The sequence below is a fragment of the Phycisphaerae bacterium genome (assembly GCA_035275405.1).
Classification (GTDB): Bacteria; Planctomycetota; Phycisphaerae; order UBA1845; family UTPLA1; genus DATEMU01.
The window spans coordinates 1,079,346-1,095,483 of sequence record DATEMU010000003.1 but is presented as its reverse complement, the minus strand read 5'-3'; the positions used below and the strand labels follow the sequence as shown (position 1 = coordinate 1,095,483).

The 16,138-nt window shown below is 62.8% G+C and carries 13 protein-coding genes and 1 tRNA gene; 6 read left to right on the top strand and 8 right to left on the bottom strand.

Annotated features, from left to right (window positions below):
* Positions 1-180: 180 nt before the first annotated feature.
* Positions 181-912 (bottom strand): class I SAM-dependent methyltransferase, encoded by a 732-nt coding sequence (locus VJZ71_06600; protein HKQ47718.1) that lies wholly within the window; start codon positions 910-912, stop codon positions 181-183.
* Positions 913-2,209: 1,297 nt separating this feature from the next.
* Between VJZ71_06600 and VJZ71_06595 the strand changes: the two genes are divergently transcribed.
* Positions 2,210-2,596 carry a VOC family protein gene (locus VJZ71_06595; protein HKQ47717.1) on the top strand — a complete coding sequence of 129 codons (387 nt, stop codon included), beginning with the start codon at positions 2,210-2,212 and terminating at the stop codon, positions 2,594-2,596.
* 91 nt (positions 2,597-2,687) lie between these two features.
* Here VJZ71_06595 and VJZ71_06590 read toward each other — a convergent pair whose 3' ends face one another.
* Positions 2,688-3,341, bottom strand: a complete 654-nt coding sequence (locus VJZ71_06590) for a protein-L-isoaspartate(D-aspartate) O-methyltransferase (protein ID HKQ47716.1) — start codon at positions 3,339-3,341, stop codon at positions 2,688-2,690.
* A 222-nt stretch (positions 3,342-3,563) separates the two neighbouring features.
* Here VJZ71_06590 and VJZ71_06585 point away from each other — a divergent pair, with 222 nt between their 5' ends.
* Complete coding sequence (locus VJZ71_06585) at positions 3,564-4,181, top strand: CAP domain-containing protein (GenBank protein ID HKQ47715.1); 618 nt, start codon at positions 3,564-3,566, stop codon at positions 4,179-4,181.
* 44 nt (positions 4,182-4,225) lie between these two features.
* Here the strand turns inward: VJZ71_06585 and VJZ71_06580 are convergent, their stop codons facing one another.
* From VJZ71_06580 to acnA, 3 genes are all read right to left on the bottom strand, one after another.
* Positions 4,226-5,557 (bottom strand): hypothetical protein, encoded by a 1,332-nt coding sequence (locus VJZ71_06580; protein HKQ47714.1) that lies wholly within the window; start codon positions 5,555-5,557, stop codon positions 4,226-4,228.
* An 8-nt stretch (positions 5,558-5,565) separates the two neighbouring features.
* A complete protein-coding gene (locus VJZ71_06575) occupies positions 5,566-6,441 on the bottom strand; it encodes an ATP-binding cassette domain-containing protein (protein HKQ47713.1) in 876 nt (291 codons plus the stop codon).
* Positions 6,442-6,557: 116 nt separating this feature from the next.
* Entirely contained in the window at positions 6,558-9,269 is a 2,712-nt protein-coding gene (acnA, locus tag VJZ71_06570) for an aconitate hydratase AcnA (GenBank protein ID HKQ47712.1), read from the bottom strand.
* A 147-nt stretch (positions 9,270-9,416) separates the two neighbouring features.
* Here acnA and VJZ71_06565 point away from each other — a divergent pair, with 147 nt between their 5' ends.
* Positions 9,417-10,145 carry a class I SAM-dependent methyltransferase gene (locus VJZ71_06565; GenBank protein HKQ47711.1) on the top strand — a complete coding sequence of 243 codons (729 nt, stop codon included), beginning with the start codon at positions 9,417-9,419 and terminating at the stop codon, positions 10,143-10,145.
* Between the two features lie 25 nt (positions 10,146-10,170).
* Here the strand turns inward: VJZ71_06565 and VJZ71_06560 are convergent, their stop codons facing one another.
* Positions 10,171-12,216, bottom strand: coding sequence for a S9 family peptidase (locus VJZ71_06560; GenBank protein ID HKQ47710.1), 2,046 nt, complete (start codon positions 12,214-12,216; stop codon positions 10,171-10,173).
* A 148-nt stretch (positions 12,217-12,364) separates the two neighbouring features.
* Between VJZ71_06560 and VJZ71_06555 the strand changes: the two genes are divergently transcribed.
* The 3 genes from VJZ71_06555 to VJZ71_06545 are packed head-to-tail and all read left to right on the top strand — an operon-like array spanning position 12,365 to position 14,597.
* Positions 12,365-13,360: a hypothetical protein gene (locus VJZ71_06555; protein HKQ47709.1), complete on the top strand. Its 996-nt coding sequence runs from the start codon at positions 12,365-12,367 to the stop codon at positions 13,358-13,360.
* The gene (locus VJZ71_06550; GenBank protein ID HKQ47708.1) at positions 13,357-14,154 is read left to right on the top strand and encodes a CPBP family intramembrane glutamic endopeptidase; all 798 of its coding nucleotides are present in this window, start codon (positions 13,357-13,359) and stop codon (positions 14,152-14,154) included. The genes VJZ71_06555 and VJZ71_06550 overlap by 4 nt, the downstream gene beginning before the upstream one ends.
* Entirely contained in the window at positions 14,151-14,597 is a 447-nt protein-coding gene (locus VJZ71_06545) for a hypothetical protein (GenBank protein ID HKQ47707.1), read from the top strand. Before VJZ71_06550 ends, VJZ71_06545 begins: the two co-directional genes overlap by 4 nt.
* Before the next feature lie 40 nt (positions 14,598-14,637).
* Here VJZ71_06545 and VJZ71_06540 read toward each other — a convergent pair whose 3' ends face one another.
* Both VJZ71_06540 and VJZ71_06535 read right to left on the bottom strand, forming a co-directional pair.
* Positions 14,638-15,723, bottom strand: a complete 1,086-nt coding sequence (locus tag VJZ71_06540) for a prepilin-type N-terminal cleavage/methylation domain-containing protein (protein HKQ47706.1) — start codon at positions 15,721-15,723, stop codon at positions 14,638-14,640.
* A gap of 217 nt (positions 15,724-15,940) precedes the next feature.
* Positions 15,941-16,024 (bottom strand) — tRNA-Leu (locus VJZ71_06535).
* Positions 16,025-16,138: the final 114 nt, after the last annotated feature.

Here is a 16,138-nt window from a genome sequence, read left to right as displayed (position 1 = left end):
TCCGAAACGGCACCCCGACGTCCAGCCCAGTTCACGCGGCTTCCCCGCCACGTCGAAGTCGCAGATCCGCTCGCCTGGTCGAGCCGCCTGGGCGACCTGGGCGGGTCGAAGATCCAGAGTCTACCCGCCGCAGTGGGTGGTGGACCCCGCCGTGTCCGCAGGACCTCGTTATTTTTGCCGTCAAATCTGACGCTCCGGCTTCGTGGCGGTCACGAGACGCGTGGCAGCCCAGGGGCCGCCCCACCAGAACCGCCACAGTCGCCGGCGGGCTACATCGTTCATCCCGATCCTGGCAAGCTCGGCCTGGTATTGCCGAGTGGCCCGAACGTCGGCGATCAGCAGCCGACCACCGGGACGCAGCACCCGCACCGCTTCGCGGACGGCTTTCTCCCGACCGGCCCTTCCCCTGATGTTGTGGACCGCCAGACTGGAAAGGACCAGGTCAAAGCTGTTGTCTCCAAAGGGCAGCGTCGTCATGTCCCCGTCATGCAATTCAACGCGATCCCCGACGCCCTCCGCTTCGGCGTTGCGCCGGGTGGCCTCGGCGGAATTGCCGGACTGATCCGCGCTGCGCCACAGGTCCACGCCCACCGCCCGGCCCGTGGTCAAATGTTGAGCGGCCATGAGCAGAACCGCCCCCCGACCGCACCCCATGTCCAGGATTCGCTCGTCACCGCGAAGGTTCAATTCGTCGAGCAATTCGGCCCAGACCACGAACTTGCCTCGAAGCGTGGCGTGGAGGTAGATGCCGAGAATGGCCAGGATGAATACGCCGGCCAGCACGGGCAACACGCGGCGATTAGTGGCGGCGAGGGAGAACTCCAAAGCGGCCATGGCGGCCATGAAGGCCGGCGCAAAGGGCGCGTCAATCCCATACGAACCGCGCCGTCGAGCGGTCACACGCTCGCTCATAAGAAATGCTCCCTCATCAAAAGTGCTCCATCACAACGATGCCGCGAATATTCTGCCCGACTCTGCCACTTTGAGCGAGCGCCGCCGCCGGATTGAATCGTCGACGAATTGCTCCAATTACGTACAGCCCCGTTCACGGGGCTTACCCGCCAAAGGCGGGCAATCAGGCCAGTCCTTCACGCCCTTCTCACCCGGCCCGACCAACCCTGCCATTCCGTACCGCCAAGCATTCGTGCCGGAGCCTGGTCGCCAAGGCGACTGCGGGACCCATCCCCCATCCGACCTCCAACTTCCAACATCCGACTTCGCATCTAGCCCCTAGCCCCTGACCCCTGTTCCCTGTTCCCTGTTCCCTGTTCCCCCGCTCCGCCCGTCACCTGCTCTCCTGCTCCCCTACTCTGATTCCCCCTCAAGTCTCAGGCCTCAGGCCTCAAGCCTTTTTTAGAGGGAGCGCTGAGCACGAGTGGTGGTTAGCTGGAAGAAATATCGCTCGGCTCACGGCTGTCCGCGCATCGCCGGCGGCTCGTGGCCTCGGAGTTTCCCCGCCATGAATCGCTCATACCCCGTTCCGTTTTTTTCCGGCTTTTTCCGTGTAAAAAAAAAATTGGACCGAACCGCCACCCCTCGTGCCTCCGTGCCTTCCCGCCCACTGTTCTCCTGCTCACCTGCTCACCTGCTCCGGTCCTCCCCTGTTCCCTGTTCCCCGTTCCCTGTTCCCTTCCCCGATTCCGCATTCCGCATTCCGCATTCCGAAATCGTGTTCTTCTTGTCGATCCGGTCCATTCCCCGTTGGCGCTGTTCCGGCCCGTTCCGCCTTGTTCCACCAACAAAAAAAAGGGGGCCACCGTCCCCCCAGGTCGTTCCCCTATTTTCCACTATTTCCCGCCCCAAAAGATCCTCGTCTCGGTGCCCTCTGTGCCTCTCTGTGGTGCGCATTCTTCAATCCGCCATCCGACATGGCCCCGCCCGCCCCTCAATCCCTCATTCCCTCAATCCCTCAATCCCTCCCCAGTTCTACCCCCCAAAAAGTATCACTCTGTGTTCTCTGTGCCTCTGTGGTGCGCGTTCTTCATTCCGCGTTCCGCATTCCGCATTGCCCCAGTTCCCCGTTCCCTCCCCCTCAACTACCATAGAGCCCTCGGCCTTCGAGCGGTCGAGTCAGGAGCCCCCCATGACCCGAACCATCGTCTGCGTCCTCGTATTCTTCCTCGGCGGCTACACCTCGATGTACGCCCCGAAGTCGGCCCCCAAGTCCCCCTCGAAGAAGAGCGCCCCAAAACAAAAAGGAGAGGCCCCCATGGAACTCGGCAATTTCTCCGTCAGCCTCCCCGTCAAGGACCTCGCCGCCTCCCGCGCCTTCTACGAGAAGCTCGGCTTCCATGTCCGGGGCGGCAAGCAATCGCAGAAGTGGCTCGTCATGCAGAACGAGACCAGCACGATCGGTCTCTTCCAGGGGATGGTCGACAGGATCTCGCTGACCTACAACCCCGGCTGGGATCGCGACAAGAAGACGCTCGCCGACTTCACCGACGTCCGCGAGATCCAGAAGGAACTGAAGAAGCGGGGCTTCACGCTGAAAAACGAAGCCGACGAATCCTCGACCGGCCCCGCCTATATCACCCTGACCGACCCCGACGGAAACCCGATCCTCATCGACCAGCACGTCCCCAAGCCGGCGAAATAAAGCCCCCTCTCCCTTGGGGAGAGGGCCGGGGTAATCGTCTTCCGCTCACGCCCTCAAGCCTCAGGTCTCAAGCCTCAAGTCTTTTCGCCGACTACTCCGGATGCCCCGACGCCCCGATCAACCGCACGAACCGCACCGGGATCAGCGGCCGTTCGATCGTCGTCACCCCGGCCCGTTCGATCGTTACCAGTTGCTGCGCCGCGTCCTCCCCCAGCGGGATCACCATCCGACCGCCCTCCGCGAGCTGCGCCACCAGCGGGTCCACCAGCTTCGGCGCCGCGGCGGTCACCATGATCCGATCAAACGGCGCGGCCTCCGGCCAGCCGAGCGTCCCGTCGCCGACGCGGAACGAGACATTGGCGACCCCTAGCCGCGCAAGGACGCGCTGCGCGGCGGCCGAGAGCGATTCGATCCGTTCGATGGAATAAACCTGCGCCGCCAATCGCGCCAGCACGGCCGTCTGATAGCCCGTGCCCGTCCCGATCTCGAGGACGCGATGGTGCGGCTCGACCTGGAGCGACTCGCTCATGAGCGCGACGATGTAGGGCTGCGAGATGGTCTGGGCCGCGTCGATCGGCAGGGCGCGATCCTCGTAGGCACTGCCCGCCAGGTCCGCCGGGATGAAGGCCTCGCGCGGGACCGCCCCCATCACGGCCAGGACGCGCGGATCGGCGATGCCCCGGGCCGCGAGCTGCTGCTCGACCATCGCCCGCCGCGCCGCCGCAAAATCGTCGCTGCCCATCATGCAGACGATAGCCGAGGGTGGATAACCTGGCGCGAACCCCGACGGCTGGAAATCCGTAGCTCCTTTATCGGCGGTTGGTTATGGTCGGGGAGGTCGGCGCGTGAGTTTCCTCCCTCCGCACCCGATAGAATGGTTAGGTACCAGGGTTCCCGAATGGCATCATCGCAAGCGAAGTTCCCCCCGCATAACACCGCCCCGTCTGCATCTCCGTCGAGTTCCAGAATGCTCCGCCTTCGTCGCGCCGCCACGCTCGTAGCCGGCGCGCTGCTGACCGCGAGCGGATGCGACAGCCAGGACGCCTCCCCGCTTTCCGCATCCAGCCTGCTCGGCCCTGCCGCCGCGACCGATCGCATCCGTCCCGGCGCCTGCATCGACCCGGCCGGCGAACAGATTCTGATCCGCCGGATGATTGACGCCGTCAACACCGAGCGCGCCAAACACAAGGCCGGCCCGGTCCACGGTGAAGAGACGCTGATGCAGATCGCCGATTTCTACGCCTGCCGACTCGTCGAGGGCGGCTTCTTCGCGCACGAAGACCCGTTCGGCGGGTCGACCGTCGGCAGCCGCGCGGCCGATTTTGGTTATGCGTTCGACAAGCTCGGCGAGAACCTCGCCGCCGGTCAGGAGTCCGTCGACGAGGCGCTGGCCGCGTGGCTGGCTTCGCCCACGCATCGGGCGATCCTGCTCGATCCGGAGTTCACGGAGATCGGCGTGGCGATCAAGGCCGGCGGCCCGAGCGGCGTTTATTGGGTGCAGGAATTCGGCCGGCCGCTCGTCGAAGGCGATCACGAGCCGGTCGCAACGTCATCCGGCGCGACGGCGTCGCAACCCGGCAAGTAGGGCGTGCGTCGCACGACGCATCTCAACGGCGGGCAGAGCCCACGCTACTTCACATTGAGTTCTTTCCAGAGTTGCGCTTCGGCCTGCTGGTATTTGGCCTGGGTGCTCCGCAGGTCGGCCTCAATCTTCGCCAACTCCGGGCTGTCGCCGGGAATCTTCCCACCGTGCAGATCGGAGAGTACGCGAAGCTGCGAGGCGGCGTCGTCGATCCGCGCGGCTGCGTCCGTGAAACTGCGCGCTGCGTCAGCGATCGCCTGTTGCCGCAGGTTCTGGACCTTGGGCTCATTCAGCAGCAGCCACGGATGGTGCAGGACGTACTTCATCCCGTTCTTGAGATGGTCCGACGACTCCTTGAAGTTCAGGAGCATGCGGCTGATGTTCTCGCGGTTCAGGACCATCACCTCGCGCGTCGTGCCCGTCACGGTGTTGAGGTCCGCCAGCGTCTGATTGAGCTTGTCCCCGGCCTGCTTGAAGTCCGCCATCAGGCTCTCGGGCTTGGTGGCGTCGGTCTCCCGCGCGATATTGGCCGTCGTCTGCTGCACGTTCTCCATGGACTGGTTGATGGCCCCTTCGTTCGTCGTGAGCACGCGGGCGATTGTGGTGAGACCGCCGTTCATCGAGTCCATGGCCTGGTGGATCTTACCCAGCAGGACGTCGGGCTTCTGGGATTCCATCTCGGCGCGAAGCGCGCCGGTCGCGCCATTGACGTTGTCCATGATGCCCTGCAGCTTGGCCATGAGCGTGGCCTTTTCTTCGGAGGTAAGCTGACGGTTGAGCGCCGCGGTCATCGCGTTGACATCGCTGACAGACTTGAGCAGCTTGGCCATCAACGAGAGTTCCGAGTTGGGATCGAGCTGGCCCTTGATTTGTCCGAGGAGACTTTTTGGATCGCCGGCGTTGAACTCGCCTTGAAGGGAAGCAAGTATCGCGGCAAAACCCGCCGGCTCGGCGCCTTCGATCACGCGTGCGGTATCCCACGCCGTCGCGGCCGTGCCCAGATCAATCTTGAGGATACCGTCGCCGCCCAGCGGCGGCCCCTCGGCGATGGCCTTTACGTCGGACTTGAGCTTCAAGTCGGCGCGAAGATCGGCCTCGACGTACACATAGTACTGCGTGTGCGTCGAGCCCTTATCGGCGTCAGCCACTTCTTCGCTGCGCAGCTCCGCCGAAACGACATTTCCGACTTTCTGACCCCCGACGAGGACGCCCGAGCCCTCCATGAGCGACGGCATGCTGGGCGCGGATTTAAAGCGCACTGCGATCCGCTGCAGGTCGCCGCCGACAGTCTGGCTGATCCAAATCAAGATCACGAAAAAGGCCACGCCGGTGACGATCGTCACCAACCCGACCTTGAAGGCGTTTCTCTCTGCGGGCATCAATGACCTCACTCTTCGCCGGCAACCAGAAGCTTCTCATATTCGCTGAGGCCCTCGGAGTCCGTCAAGGGGCCGTTGGTATGACCATTCAGGAACTGGTTCATCAGGCGGTCTTCGCGCGTGGTGAGCCGATCCGCCGGGGCGGTGCGCAGCTCCTCAAACTCGCTGCGCGAGCCGATCTTCAGGACCTTCCCCCGGTCGAGCATGACCATGCGATCGGCGATGCGGAAGGCCGAGTCCATCTCGTGCGTCACGACGACGCTGGTCACGTTCAGTTTTTTCGATAGGTCCATGATGAGTTCGTCGATCGCCGCGCTGGTCACGGGGTCGAGCCCCGCCGACGGCTCGTCATAGAAGAGGATCTCCGGATCGAGCACGGTCGCCCGGGCCAGACCGGCGCGCTTCTTCTGGCCCCCGGAGAGCTGCGACGGCATTTTGTCGCGGTGCGGGAGCATGTGGACGGTCTGGAGCTTGAGCGTAACGACGATATCGACGACGGAAGGATCGACCTGGCTGTGTTCGATGAGCGGCAACGCGATATTGTCCGCAAGGGTCATGCTGTTAAAGAGCGCCCCGCTTTGAAAGAGGATGCCGAAACGTTTGCGGATCTCGTTCATCCGCCGATCGTCAAGGCCAACGATATCGACCGCCTCCCGCATGTCCTTGGTCTTAAAGCGGATGTGGCCGTGATTCACCGGTAGTTCGCCGATCAGGCAGTTCAGCAGCGTGCTCTTCCCGCATCCGCTGCCGCCCATGATCACGATCGTCTCCCCGCGATGCACGTCAAACGTCACATCGTGCAGCACGGTCACCGGCTCCCCGCCGGCGTTCTGAAACGTCTTGCGGAGGTTCTGGATGGAGATGACGGCGTCGGGGTGCGGCATGATGGAGATTATCCACAGATGAACACAGATAGATGCAGATGATAAGTGAGATTGCCCTTTTTTCCCAATTGGCGCCTTTTTCACCCCAAACTGCGTCGATCTGCGGAAAGTCATCTCTAGTTACGTAGCATTTTGCGAAGCACCGTCGGAAGGATGCCGCCATTGCGGTAGTAGTCGATCTCCACCGGCGTATCGATGCGGACCGTTGCGCGGAACTTCTTCTCCTTTGTTCCGTCGGGCGAACGGGCGATCACGCTCACTTTGGAGAGCGGCTTGAGGGCGTCGGTCAGTCCCTCGATCGTGTAAATCTCCTCACCCGTCAGGCCGAGCGTTTCGCGGGTCGCGCCTTTTTCGAATTGCAGCGGGAGGATGCCCATGCCCACCAGATTGCTGCGGTGGATCCGCTCGAAGCTGACGGCGATGACCGCGCGGACGCCGAGGAGCAGCGCGCCTTTGGCCGCCCAGTCGCGCGAGGAGCCGCTTCCATACTCCGCGCCCGCTAGGATGATGAGCGGCGTACCGTCGGACTGATATTTCATGGCCGCGTCGTAGATGCTCATCGGCTCGGCGGTCGGCAAGTAACGCGTCACGCCTCCTTCGGTTCCGGGGGCCAGCAGGTTACGCAGCCGGATGTTGGCAAAAGTCCCGCGGGTCATGACGCGATCGTTGCCGCGCCGCGCCCCGTAGCTGTTGAAGTCCGTCGGCGTCACGCCATGCTCCTGCAAGTACCGTCCGGCGGGGCTATCGGCCTTGATCGAGCCGGCGGGCGAGATGTGATCGGTCGTGACGGAGTCGCCGACCATTGCAAGCACGCGGGCCTCGGCGATCGGCTGGATGGGCTGCGGTTCGCGGGTAAGATTGGTGAAAAACGGAGGCTCCTGGATATAGGTGCTGGCGTCGTCCCATGCATAGGCCTCGCCCTTACCGACCGCAATGCGGTTCCACTTCTCGTTGCCGTCGAAGACGTTCGCATACTGTTTCTTGAACATCTCCGGCGTCAGGCTCTTTGCAACGGCCTCCGTGACTTCCTTTTGCGAAGGCCAGATGTCGCGGAGATAGATGTTCTTGCCCTGCGGGTCCGTGCCAAGCGGGTCCGTGTCAAAGTTGAAGTCCGCCCGGCCCGCGAGGGCGTAGGCCACGACCAGTGGTGGCGAGGCGAGGTAGTTCGCCTTGACGAGCGGGTTGATGCGGCCCTCAAAGTTGCGATTTCCGGATAGCACGGCGGCGGCGACGATGTTCCCCTCAGTCACGGCCTTCGCCACGGGCTCGGGGACGGGGCCGCTGTTGCCGATGCAGGTGGTGCAGCCGTAGCCGACAGTCTGGAAGCCGAGCTTGTCGAGGTACGGCGTGAGCTGCGCCGCATCGAGGTACTCGGTGACGACGCGCGAGCCGGGGGCGAGGCTCGTCTTGACGTAGGGCTTGATCTTCAGTCCGCGCTCAACAGCCTTCTTGGCGAGCAGACCGGCCCCGACCATGACGGAGGGATTGCTGGTGTTTGTGCAGCTCGTAATGGCCGCGATGATCACCGCGCCGTGGCCGATCTCGGCGGAGCGGCTGTTGTCCTTGACGGTCGCTTTCCGCAGGACGTCGTCCGGTGAAAGCGCAAAGCCGCGATCCTTGATCGGAGCCGTCAATGCGGCGGTGAACGATGACTTCACCTGGGAGAGGCGGATACGATCCTGCGGGCGCTTCGGTCCGGCGACACTGGGCTCGACGGTGCCGAGTTCGAGGTGCATTACGTCGCTATATGCCGGGTCGGGCATGCCGTTGGTTCGGAACAACCCCTGCTCTTTGGCGTAACGCTCGACCAGTTCAACCTCGTCGGGCGTGCGACCGGTGCGCTGCATATAGCGCAGCGTCTCGTCGTCGATCGGGAAATAGCCGACCGTTGCGCCGTACTCCGGGGCCATGTTGGCGATGGTGGCGCGATCCGGCAACGAAAGCTCCGAGAGACCGTCGCCGAAGAACTCGACGAACTTCTCCACGACACCTTTCGCGCGAAGCATCTGCGTGACGGTCAGCACGAGATCCGTCGCCGTTGTGCCTTCGGGCAGTTTGCCGCTGAGGCGAAAGCCGACGACCTCGGGGGCTAGCATGTAAATCGGCTGGCCCAGCATGACGGCCTCGGCCTCGATGCCGCCGACCCCCCAGCCCAGAACGCCGAGGCCATTGATCATGGTCGTGTGACTGTCCGTGCCGACCAGCGTGTCCGGCAGCGCGATCATCTTGCCATCCTGCTTGCGCGTGGTGACGACCTTGGCAAGATATTCGAGGTTGACCTGGTGGACGATTCCGGTGGCGGGCGGCACGACGCGAAAGTTAGCGAAGGCCTGCTGGCCCCAGCGCAGGAATTCGTAGCGCTCGCGATTGCGGGCGAACTCGATGTCCTCGTTGATGCCGAGCGAATCGCCGGAGCCGAAGCTGTCGACCTGTACGGAGTGATCGATGACGAGATCGACGGGCACCAGCGGGTTGATCTTTTTCGGATCGCCGCCAAGTCGAACCATCGCCGAGCGCATGGCGGCAAGGTCGACGACCGCGGGCACGCCGGTGAAATCCTGCAGAACGACGCGGGCGGGCATGAAGGGCAACTCGCGCGTGCCAGTGGATTTGGGATCCCAGGCCGCGAGCGCCGCCACATCCGCGTCACCGACAATTTTTGTAGGAAGGTGGCGAAGGAGATTCTCCAGCAGAATCTTAATGGAGAACGGCAGGCGATCGACGTTACCGACGCCCCCTTTCACGAGCGCAGGCAGGCTGTGATAGATGACGGGGCCGGATTTCGTGTTCAGCGTGGCGCTGGTGTTGAAGGGGTCTTGCGATGGCATTGCGGCGTTGACTCCGATTGGCTGTCTTGTTGTTCCGGAGCCATTATATCGTCGGCTGACTGGAAGGGGCTGCCTGCCGATGATCCTAAACCCGGGAATCATCGCGGTCACGCAGAATTGGTGCTATCTTGAGGGCCCAAGGTCAGCATGAACTTCAGGAACACCTATCAAGATACCGACTTCGCCGCCGCCTACGCCAAGCTGGAGTTTCCGGGCACGTATTACCTGGCCTTTCGCGACCTTCCGGGAATCCTGGCCCGGCATGTAGCAGGCCGAACCGCACTGGACTTCGGATGCGGAGCGGGGCGCTCGACCCGCTTCCTCCGCCAATTGGGATTCGACACGGTCGGAGTCGATATTGCCGAGGAGATGATTCGCCAGGCGCGGGCCACCGATCCAGCCGGCGATTACCGGCAGATCGCGGATGGCGATTTGAGCACCGTGCCCGCCGGTACGTTTGACTTGGTATTGTCAGCATTTCCGTTCGACAACATCCCCACTTGGGCCGGAAAGGTGCGCCTCTTCCGCGAAATGGCACGGATGTTGAAGCTGGACGGCCGAATCGTAAATCTCGTGTCCTCGCCGGAGATTTACTGGCACGAGTGGGCTTCTTTCAGCACGAAGCAGTTCCCCGAAAACCGCCGGGCAAAGTGCGGCGATCCGGTGCGGATCATCAATACCGCAATAGGGGATTCGCGACCTACCGTCGACATCCTCTGGCCGCACGACGATTACCTTGACGTGTATCGCGCGGGTGGCCTGCAGATGGTCGAAGTTCGCCGGCCGCTGGGCAGGGTTGATGAACCCTACGATTGGGTCAACGAAACCCGGATCGCGCCGTGGGTCATTTACGTCCTGGAGAAAACGAAAACGTAAACGACGCCCGGTACGATGCCGGAAGTCACTTTTTTGTCCACTGATCCAGCCACCCCAAAACCGTCTCGTGCCACAGGATGCTGTTGGCGGGCTTGAGGACCCAGTGGTTTTCATCGGGGAAATAGAGGAATTTGCTGGGGATGCCCCGGCGCTGGGCGGCCGCAAAGACCGACATCCCCTGCGTCTCGACGACGCGGAAATCCAAGCCGCCGTGGATGATGAGCATCGGCGTCTTCCAATTCTTCACGTGGTTGAGCGGGTTGTGCTTCTCGTAGCCTTCGGGATTTTCCCAAGGCGTGCCGCCATGCTCCCACTCGGGGAACCACAGCTCTTCCGTATCGAAGTAGGCTAGACGCTCGCAGAGATTCCCGTCGTGACTGACCAGACATCGGAAGCGATCCGGCCAATTCCCCGCGATCCAGTTGATCATATAGCCACCGTACGACGCCCCCAAGGCGCCAATCCGATCCCGATCCATCCACGGGTATTTCTGCAGCGCGGCGTCGAGGCCCTTTTGCAGGTCCTCCAGCGGCTTGCCGCCCCAGTCGCCCCGGATCGCGTCGCAAAACGCCTGACCGTAGCCCGTCGAACCGTGAAAATCGATCATGACGGCGGCGTAACCGGCCCCGGCGTAGGCTTGCGGGTTCCAGCGATAATGAAAGTCGTTGCCGAACGAACCCTGCGGGCCGCCGTGGATGAGAAAAGCCACAGGGTATTTTTTGGTCACATCCAGGTCGATGGGCATGACGACATACCCGTACACTTTTTCGCCGTTCCAGCCGGTGAAGGAAAATTGCTCAGGAGCGCCCATTTTGGCGGCGGCGAGCCGCTCGGCGTTGATCTTCGTGATGGGTTGGATGTCCGAGCCGTCGAACTTGACGCTGTACAGTTCCGCCGGACCGCGCAGGCTGTTCATGGCATACACGATTCGGTCGCCCGCAATCTCGGGGCCGCCGATCGAACCCTCCCAGACAGTGCTCTTCGCGTCGCCGCCTTTCGCGTCGATGGCGAACAGCGACTTTTGACCGACATTCTGTGCGGTCGTGAAGATCGTGCCATTGGACGACCAGGTGATTCCGTCGGCGGAGCGGTCCCACTTGTCCGTCAACGGCTTCGTCGTTCCCTCCGGCCAGGACATGAGCATGATCGTCTGCTTGTCCGCCTCGTAGCCGGCGCGCGACATTGCCAGATACGCCAGCGTCTTGCCGTCGGGCGAAAAGACCGGCGAAGTGTCGAGGGCGTCGTTGGCGCAGGTTAGGCATCGGGCCTTGCCGGAGCCGTCAATGGCGATGACATACAGATTCAGGTCGGTGGACCAGGCCTCCTCGCGGCCGCCGTCGCGCGTGACATAGACGATGGATTTGGAGTCCGGGGTAAACGCGATTTCCTCGGGACCACCGAAGGGCTTGCTCGGCGAATCCGTATCCTGCCCCTTCAGGACATCGACAGACTCTTTCCCGTCGAGCGAACGGACGAAGACGTGCGAACGCCGGCCATCCTTCCATGTGTCCCAGTGGCGGATGAAGAGCTTGTCATATACGCGGCCGGTCTCCTTGCTTTTCTCTATCTTGTCGAGTCGCTCTTTCGTCTCGGCGGGCGAGGCGTCGGGGAAGACATCCATGCTGTAGGCGATCTGCTTTCCGTCGGGTGAGACAACGAGGTTGGAGACATCCAGTGGCTCGGTGGTCAGTCGTTGAGCCTCTCCTCCCTCAACCGCAATGCGCCAGACCTGTGACGAGCCTGAGCGGGTAGAGAGGAAAAGGATCGACTGTCCGTCCGGCGACCAGCGGGGGTTATTGTCGGCGTCGGGATGCGTCGTAAGCCGGCGCAAATTCGAGCCGTCCGCGTCCACCAGCCAGAGATCGGTGCGGCCCTTGTTGGCCTCCAGATCGGTGGTGCGAAGTACGAAGACGATCCGCTTACCGTCCGGTGAGACGTGATGGTCGCTGATTCGCTCCATGGCCAGCATGTCGTGGATGCTGAAGGGATGCGGCTCGGCGGCGACGGCCGACGATGCGGCCCACGTTCCCATCGAAAGCGTGACAACGACGCACACCACTGATCGAATCATCGAAAGCTCCTGTTGAAAATTGAAATCGCGTTTCCGCATCCGGGCGACGGCATTGTACGCCACGCTCTTGCCGGGGCCAGCGCGCGACCGCCGGCGGCGTGCCGCTTGGGAGCGGTTATCATTACCCCACGTGAAGTCGTTGCGCCGTATGCGTCGTTTACTCACCGAGAAGTCGCTCGCGGCCGCGCGCGCCTGGGCCACGATCATGCCCGCCGGTCCGCTTCCCGTCGTGGAATGGGTCGTGGCCCGCCTGGCGCGGCATCTCCCCCGGCTGTCCGCGCATGTTCGCTCCAACATGCGGGCCGCCGGCGTTTGGAGCGAGCCGGTCTTCCGCGCCTATTTCGAACAGGTCGCGCTGCACCTGGGCAATTCGGCGCGGATCTTCAAGTGGGCCGACAAGCAGGAGGCCCTGGCGCGGCTGATTGACGACCAGGTCCAAATCGATCCTTCCGTGGGCCAACTGCGCGACGCGCTAAACGCGGGCAAGGGCGCGGTCGTCGCCGCCCCGCATGTCTGCAACTACGTTTTCACCCTGGCGCGCCTGAACCGAGAGGTGCCCCTGACGGTGTACCTCCGCTGGTCGCCCAACCAGCACAAGCTGGATATGAAGCGCCGATGGTGTGAGGCCGTGGGATTGCCGGTCATTCTCGAGCCACCGGATCAGTCCAATCCGACGAGCCGGGCCGCCGCGTGTGTGGACGCCTTGCGGTCCGGTCGCGCGCTGGTCATGACGCCGGACATCGCCCAAAAAGACCGCGACAAGGGCGTCGGCGTGCAAATCCTGGGGCATTCGGCATGCCTTCCCGTGGGCCCCGCGTCGATCGCCATGCTCGCCGAGGCGCCGATCGTCCCGGTGTTCGGCCGCCTATCGGGCAAGACGCACGTGATTTACGCGAGCGCCCCGCTTTATGTCTCGCCGCGCACACGTGCAGAAGGCGGGCGTAACGAGGCGCTGCGCGTGGTCATGCAACAATGGGCCGAGCAGTTCACCGCTTTCGTCAGGGCGTGTCCTCAGGCCTGGTTTCTGTGGGGGGACAGCCGCTGGACGCGGGTGTTTCGCGGTGATCCGAGGTACGCCGTGCCAGAAACGCCAAAAAGTCAAATCCCCAAAAAGTCAAAACAAGAGGCGGAAGGCGTCGCATGATTGCCCTGCTTCTTTTGGCCGCGGTACCGGTTGTGATGTGGGCCGTGCAGACGGCGCAGTTCCGTCGGGCAGGTTTTCCCATTCGCTGGCGAATTGACGCCGATGGCGCGCCGAAGAGCGTGCGGGCCGGCGGGCGGATCGCCACGCAGATTTCGCTCTTTGCCGTTATCGTTGCCTATCCGCTGATCTGCGGCCAGGGCGTCCTTGCCTACTATCAATCGCTGCTTCCGCCCGGGCCGCTGATGCTTCAATTCATTCACGGGGCGGCGGTCTCGGTGCTATTTCTCTGTTTCCTGTTCGGAGTCTGGCTGGCGACCGGGAGGCTGGAGATCGACATCCACCACTCCCGCAAGAAGTGGATCCGCCGACTCGTCCTTCTCATTCCGACCGCCCTGTTCGGCGCATTTGTGGAAGAACTGCTCTTTCGCGGCGTGCTGCTGAACGACCTTCTACTGACGTCGTGGATTCCAAGGCCGATCGCGATCGCCGCCGGCGCGGTAATCTTTGCCGCCGCCCATTACGTCCGCGCGGTCAAGCGGCGCTGGACCTTTCCCGGTCACGTCATGCTCGGCCTGCTCCTTTGCGTCGCGTTCGTGCAAACACGTACTCTCTGGCTGCCCGCCGGCCTGCACGCAGGCGGAATCTTGGCCATCATGGGCCTCCGGCCGTTCGTGCGCTATCGCGGCCCGGCATGGATAACGGGCGCGAGCATCTTCCCCTTCGCCGGCGTTGTCGGCATCGCCGGGCTCGCCCTGTTGACGGGCTTTGTCCATCGCTACTATGGGCCGCCATGAGCGAGAAGGCCTCAACAAGCGGCGTGGCGATTCGCCTGCCCGCGCAAGAATCCGAACATCAGGCGATCGCGGTATTCGTCGGGCCGGTGGCGTGGGAGACGGCAACGAGGTTCCTGCCAAAGGACGACGACGAATTGAATGCCTGGCTCTGCGCCGGTCGGTTTGTCCGCGTGGTCTTTGCAGACCTCAATTCCCTCTTGGAAATGATCTGGAAGGAACAGGCCGACCTCGAAAAATGGCGTTCGGCAGGAGTGGAGATCGAACTGGCCGCGCCGCCGGAGGGCGGAATGCAATGGCGGCCATTAGCAGCAAACATCTACAAGAGCTACTCGGAATGGCGGTCCTTACAACGGAAGCGGCAGATTGTCGCGGCGATCGTCCTGAGCGCGGCGGCCCTTCTGGCCATGGCGGCACTATTCTTCTGCATCCCTCCCGCGAAGTAGCCGCCGCGCTCAGTTTGATGTAATGCGATCGGCCCTGAAGTTAGCCTTCGCTGCTGCCTCCGCCGGACGAGGCCTTCGACCGCAGCCGCTGGAGCCAGATCTTTCCGCGAACTTCTTTGTACGCGCTGTTGTTGATCTCAAAGTTTCCGGAGCCGTTCGCCTTATAGGGACCGATCCATCCATCGGGGGCGTCATTCTCTCCACCATTATCGTTGACCGCGGCGACATGGCCATCTGAGAACAGGACGTTGGTGAATCCGCCGAGGTAATCTCCCTTCTTGGGATTGTGGACCGGGGCGATGTCGTTGATTTCGTGCACTTTCTCACCCGCGTTGCCGCTGACGACGCTGAAATCGACGGCCATCCCGTCGGTAAACGACTCGACCGTGTAGTCGCCGGAATTCACGACCGAACTATCGGCAAATGTATTAATGGTCTGGGCCATCGGAGCGGTGACGGACGCTTCCGCGCCGTCGCCCGCGCGAGAGTCGCCGATCAATGCCACCTGGTCCGGCGTGGTCAGCAAATTGGAAAAGTGCTTCTGGTTCAGCGGGCCGTCGCCATCCAGCGGTGATTTCGAGGGATCGTCGGTATTGCCGTTGATCCCGTAGCCATCGGCCGCCGTGGGGTCGCCGCGCACCAGGTGCCACGTCGTGGCGTAATTCGTGTTGTAGCCCGCCGCCCAGAAATCGGCGGACTTCGGCCCCACGGGAACGATCGGCACGTCATGCTCGCGCAGCGGGTTGCTGGCCCCCGATGCGCCCGCTCCCGTGTAGTCAGCGACCTTTTCGTTAATCGTCCAGCGATTGCTCGGGCAGAGCATCTTACCGGGCGAGCCTACTTTCAGATTGATGACATCCGCCACCCAGCCGTACTTGCGGACGTCGCCGTCCCGAAGATGGTCAAACGCACCGGAGGTCATCGCCCCCATGCTGTCCTGGCTGGCGTAAATCTGAAAGGCGCTTCCGAACGAGCGCAGGTTTCCCGCGCACGCGGAGGCCCGTCCGGCTTCGCGGGCCTTGCCCAGGGCCGGCAGCAGGATGCTTGCCAGGAGGGCAATGATGGAAATCGTGACCAGCAGCTCGACCAAAGTGAACGCTTTCGAGGGGGTGCGGCAGTGTTTCACGGCGAGGACTCCTTTCAAGAATTGGCCGTGGAATCGAGGAGATGTGGACCGCCCACGCTCCGGTCTGAAAATGAACGGTAGACCCGAATTGCTAAGGTCTGATTAGCACGTGGTGAAAGTTTGGTTGAAGATGTGTCAGGGTCTGATGAACCGGGGGACGACGGGCTCGCCCGGTCCGGAAGGGAGGCTCCCGATGGAGCAGAGCTTGGCTAAGGATTGCCGAAGGAGGGACTTGAACCCACACCCCCTTGCGGGGACCGGATTTTGAATCCGGCGCGTCTGCCAATTCCGCCACTTCGGCTGGGGATGGGGGATGCTAGCCGGAGGCTGGGAAAGCGACAAGCCAACTCAGATCGCCGGGGCGGCAGGTCGATGTTGTGTCATCGTGCACATTTGCAGGGTATTAGAGAGTCGG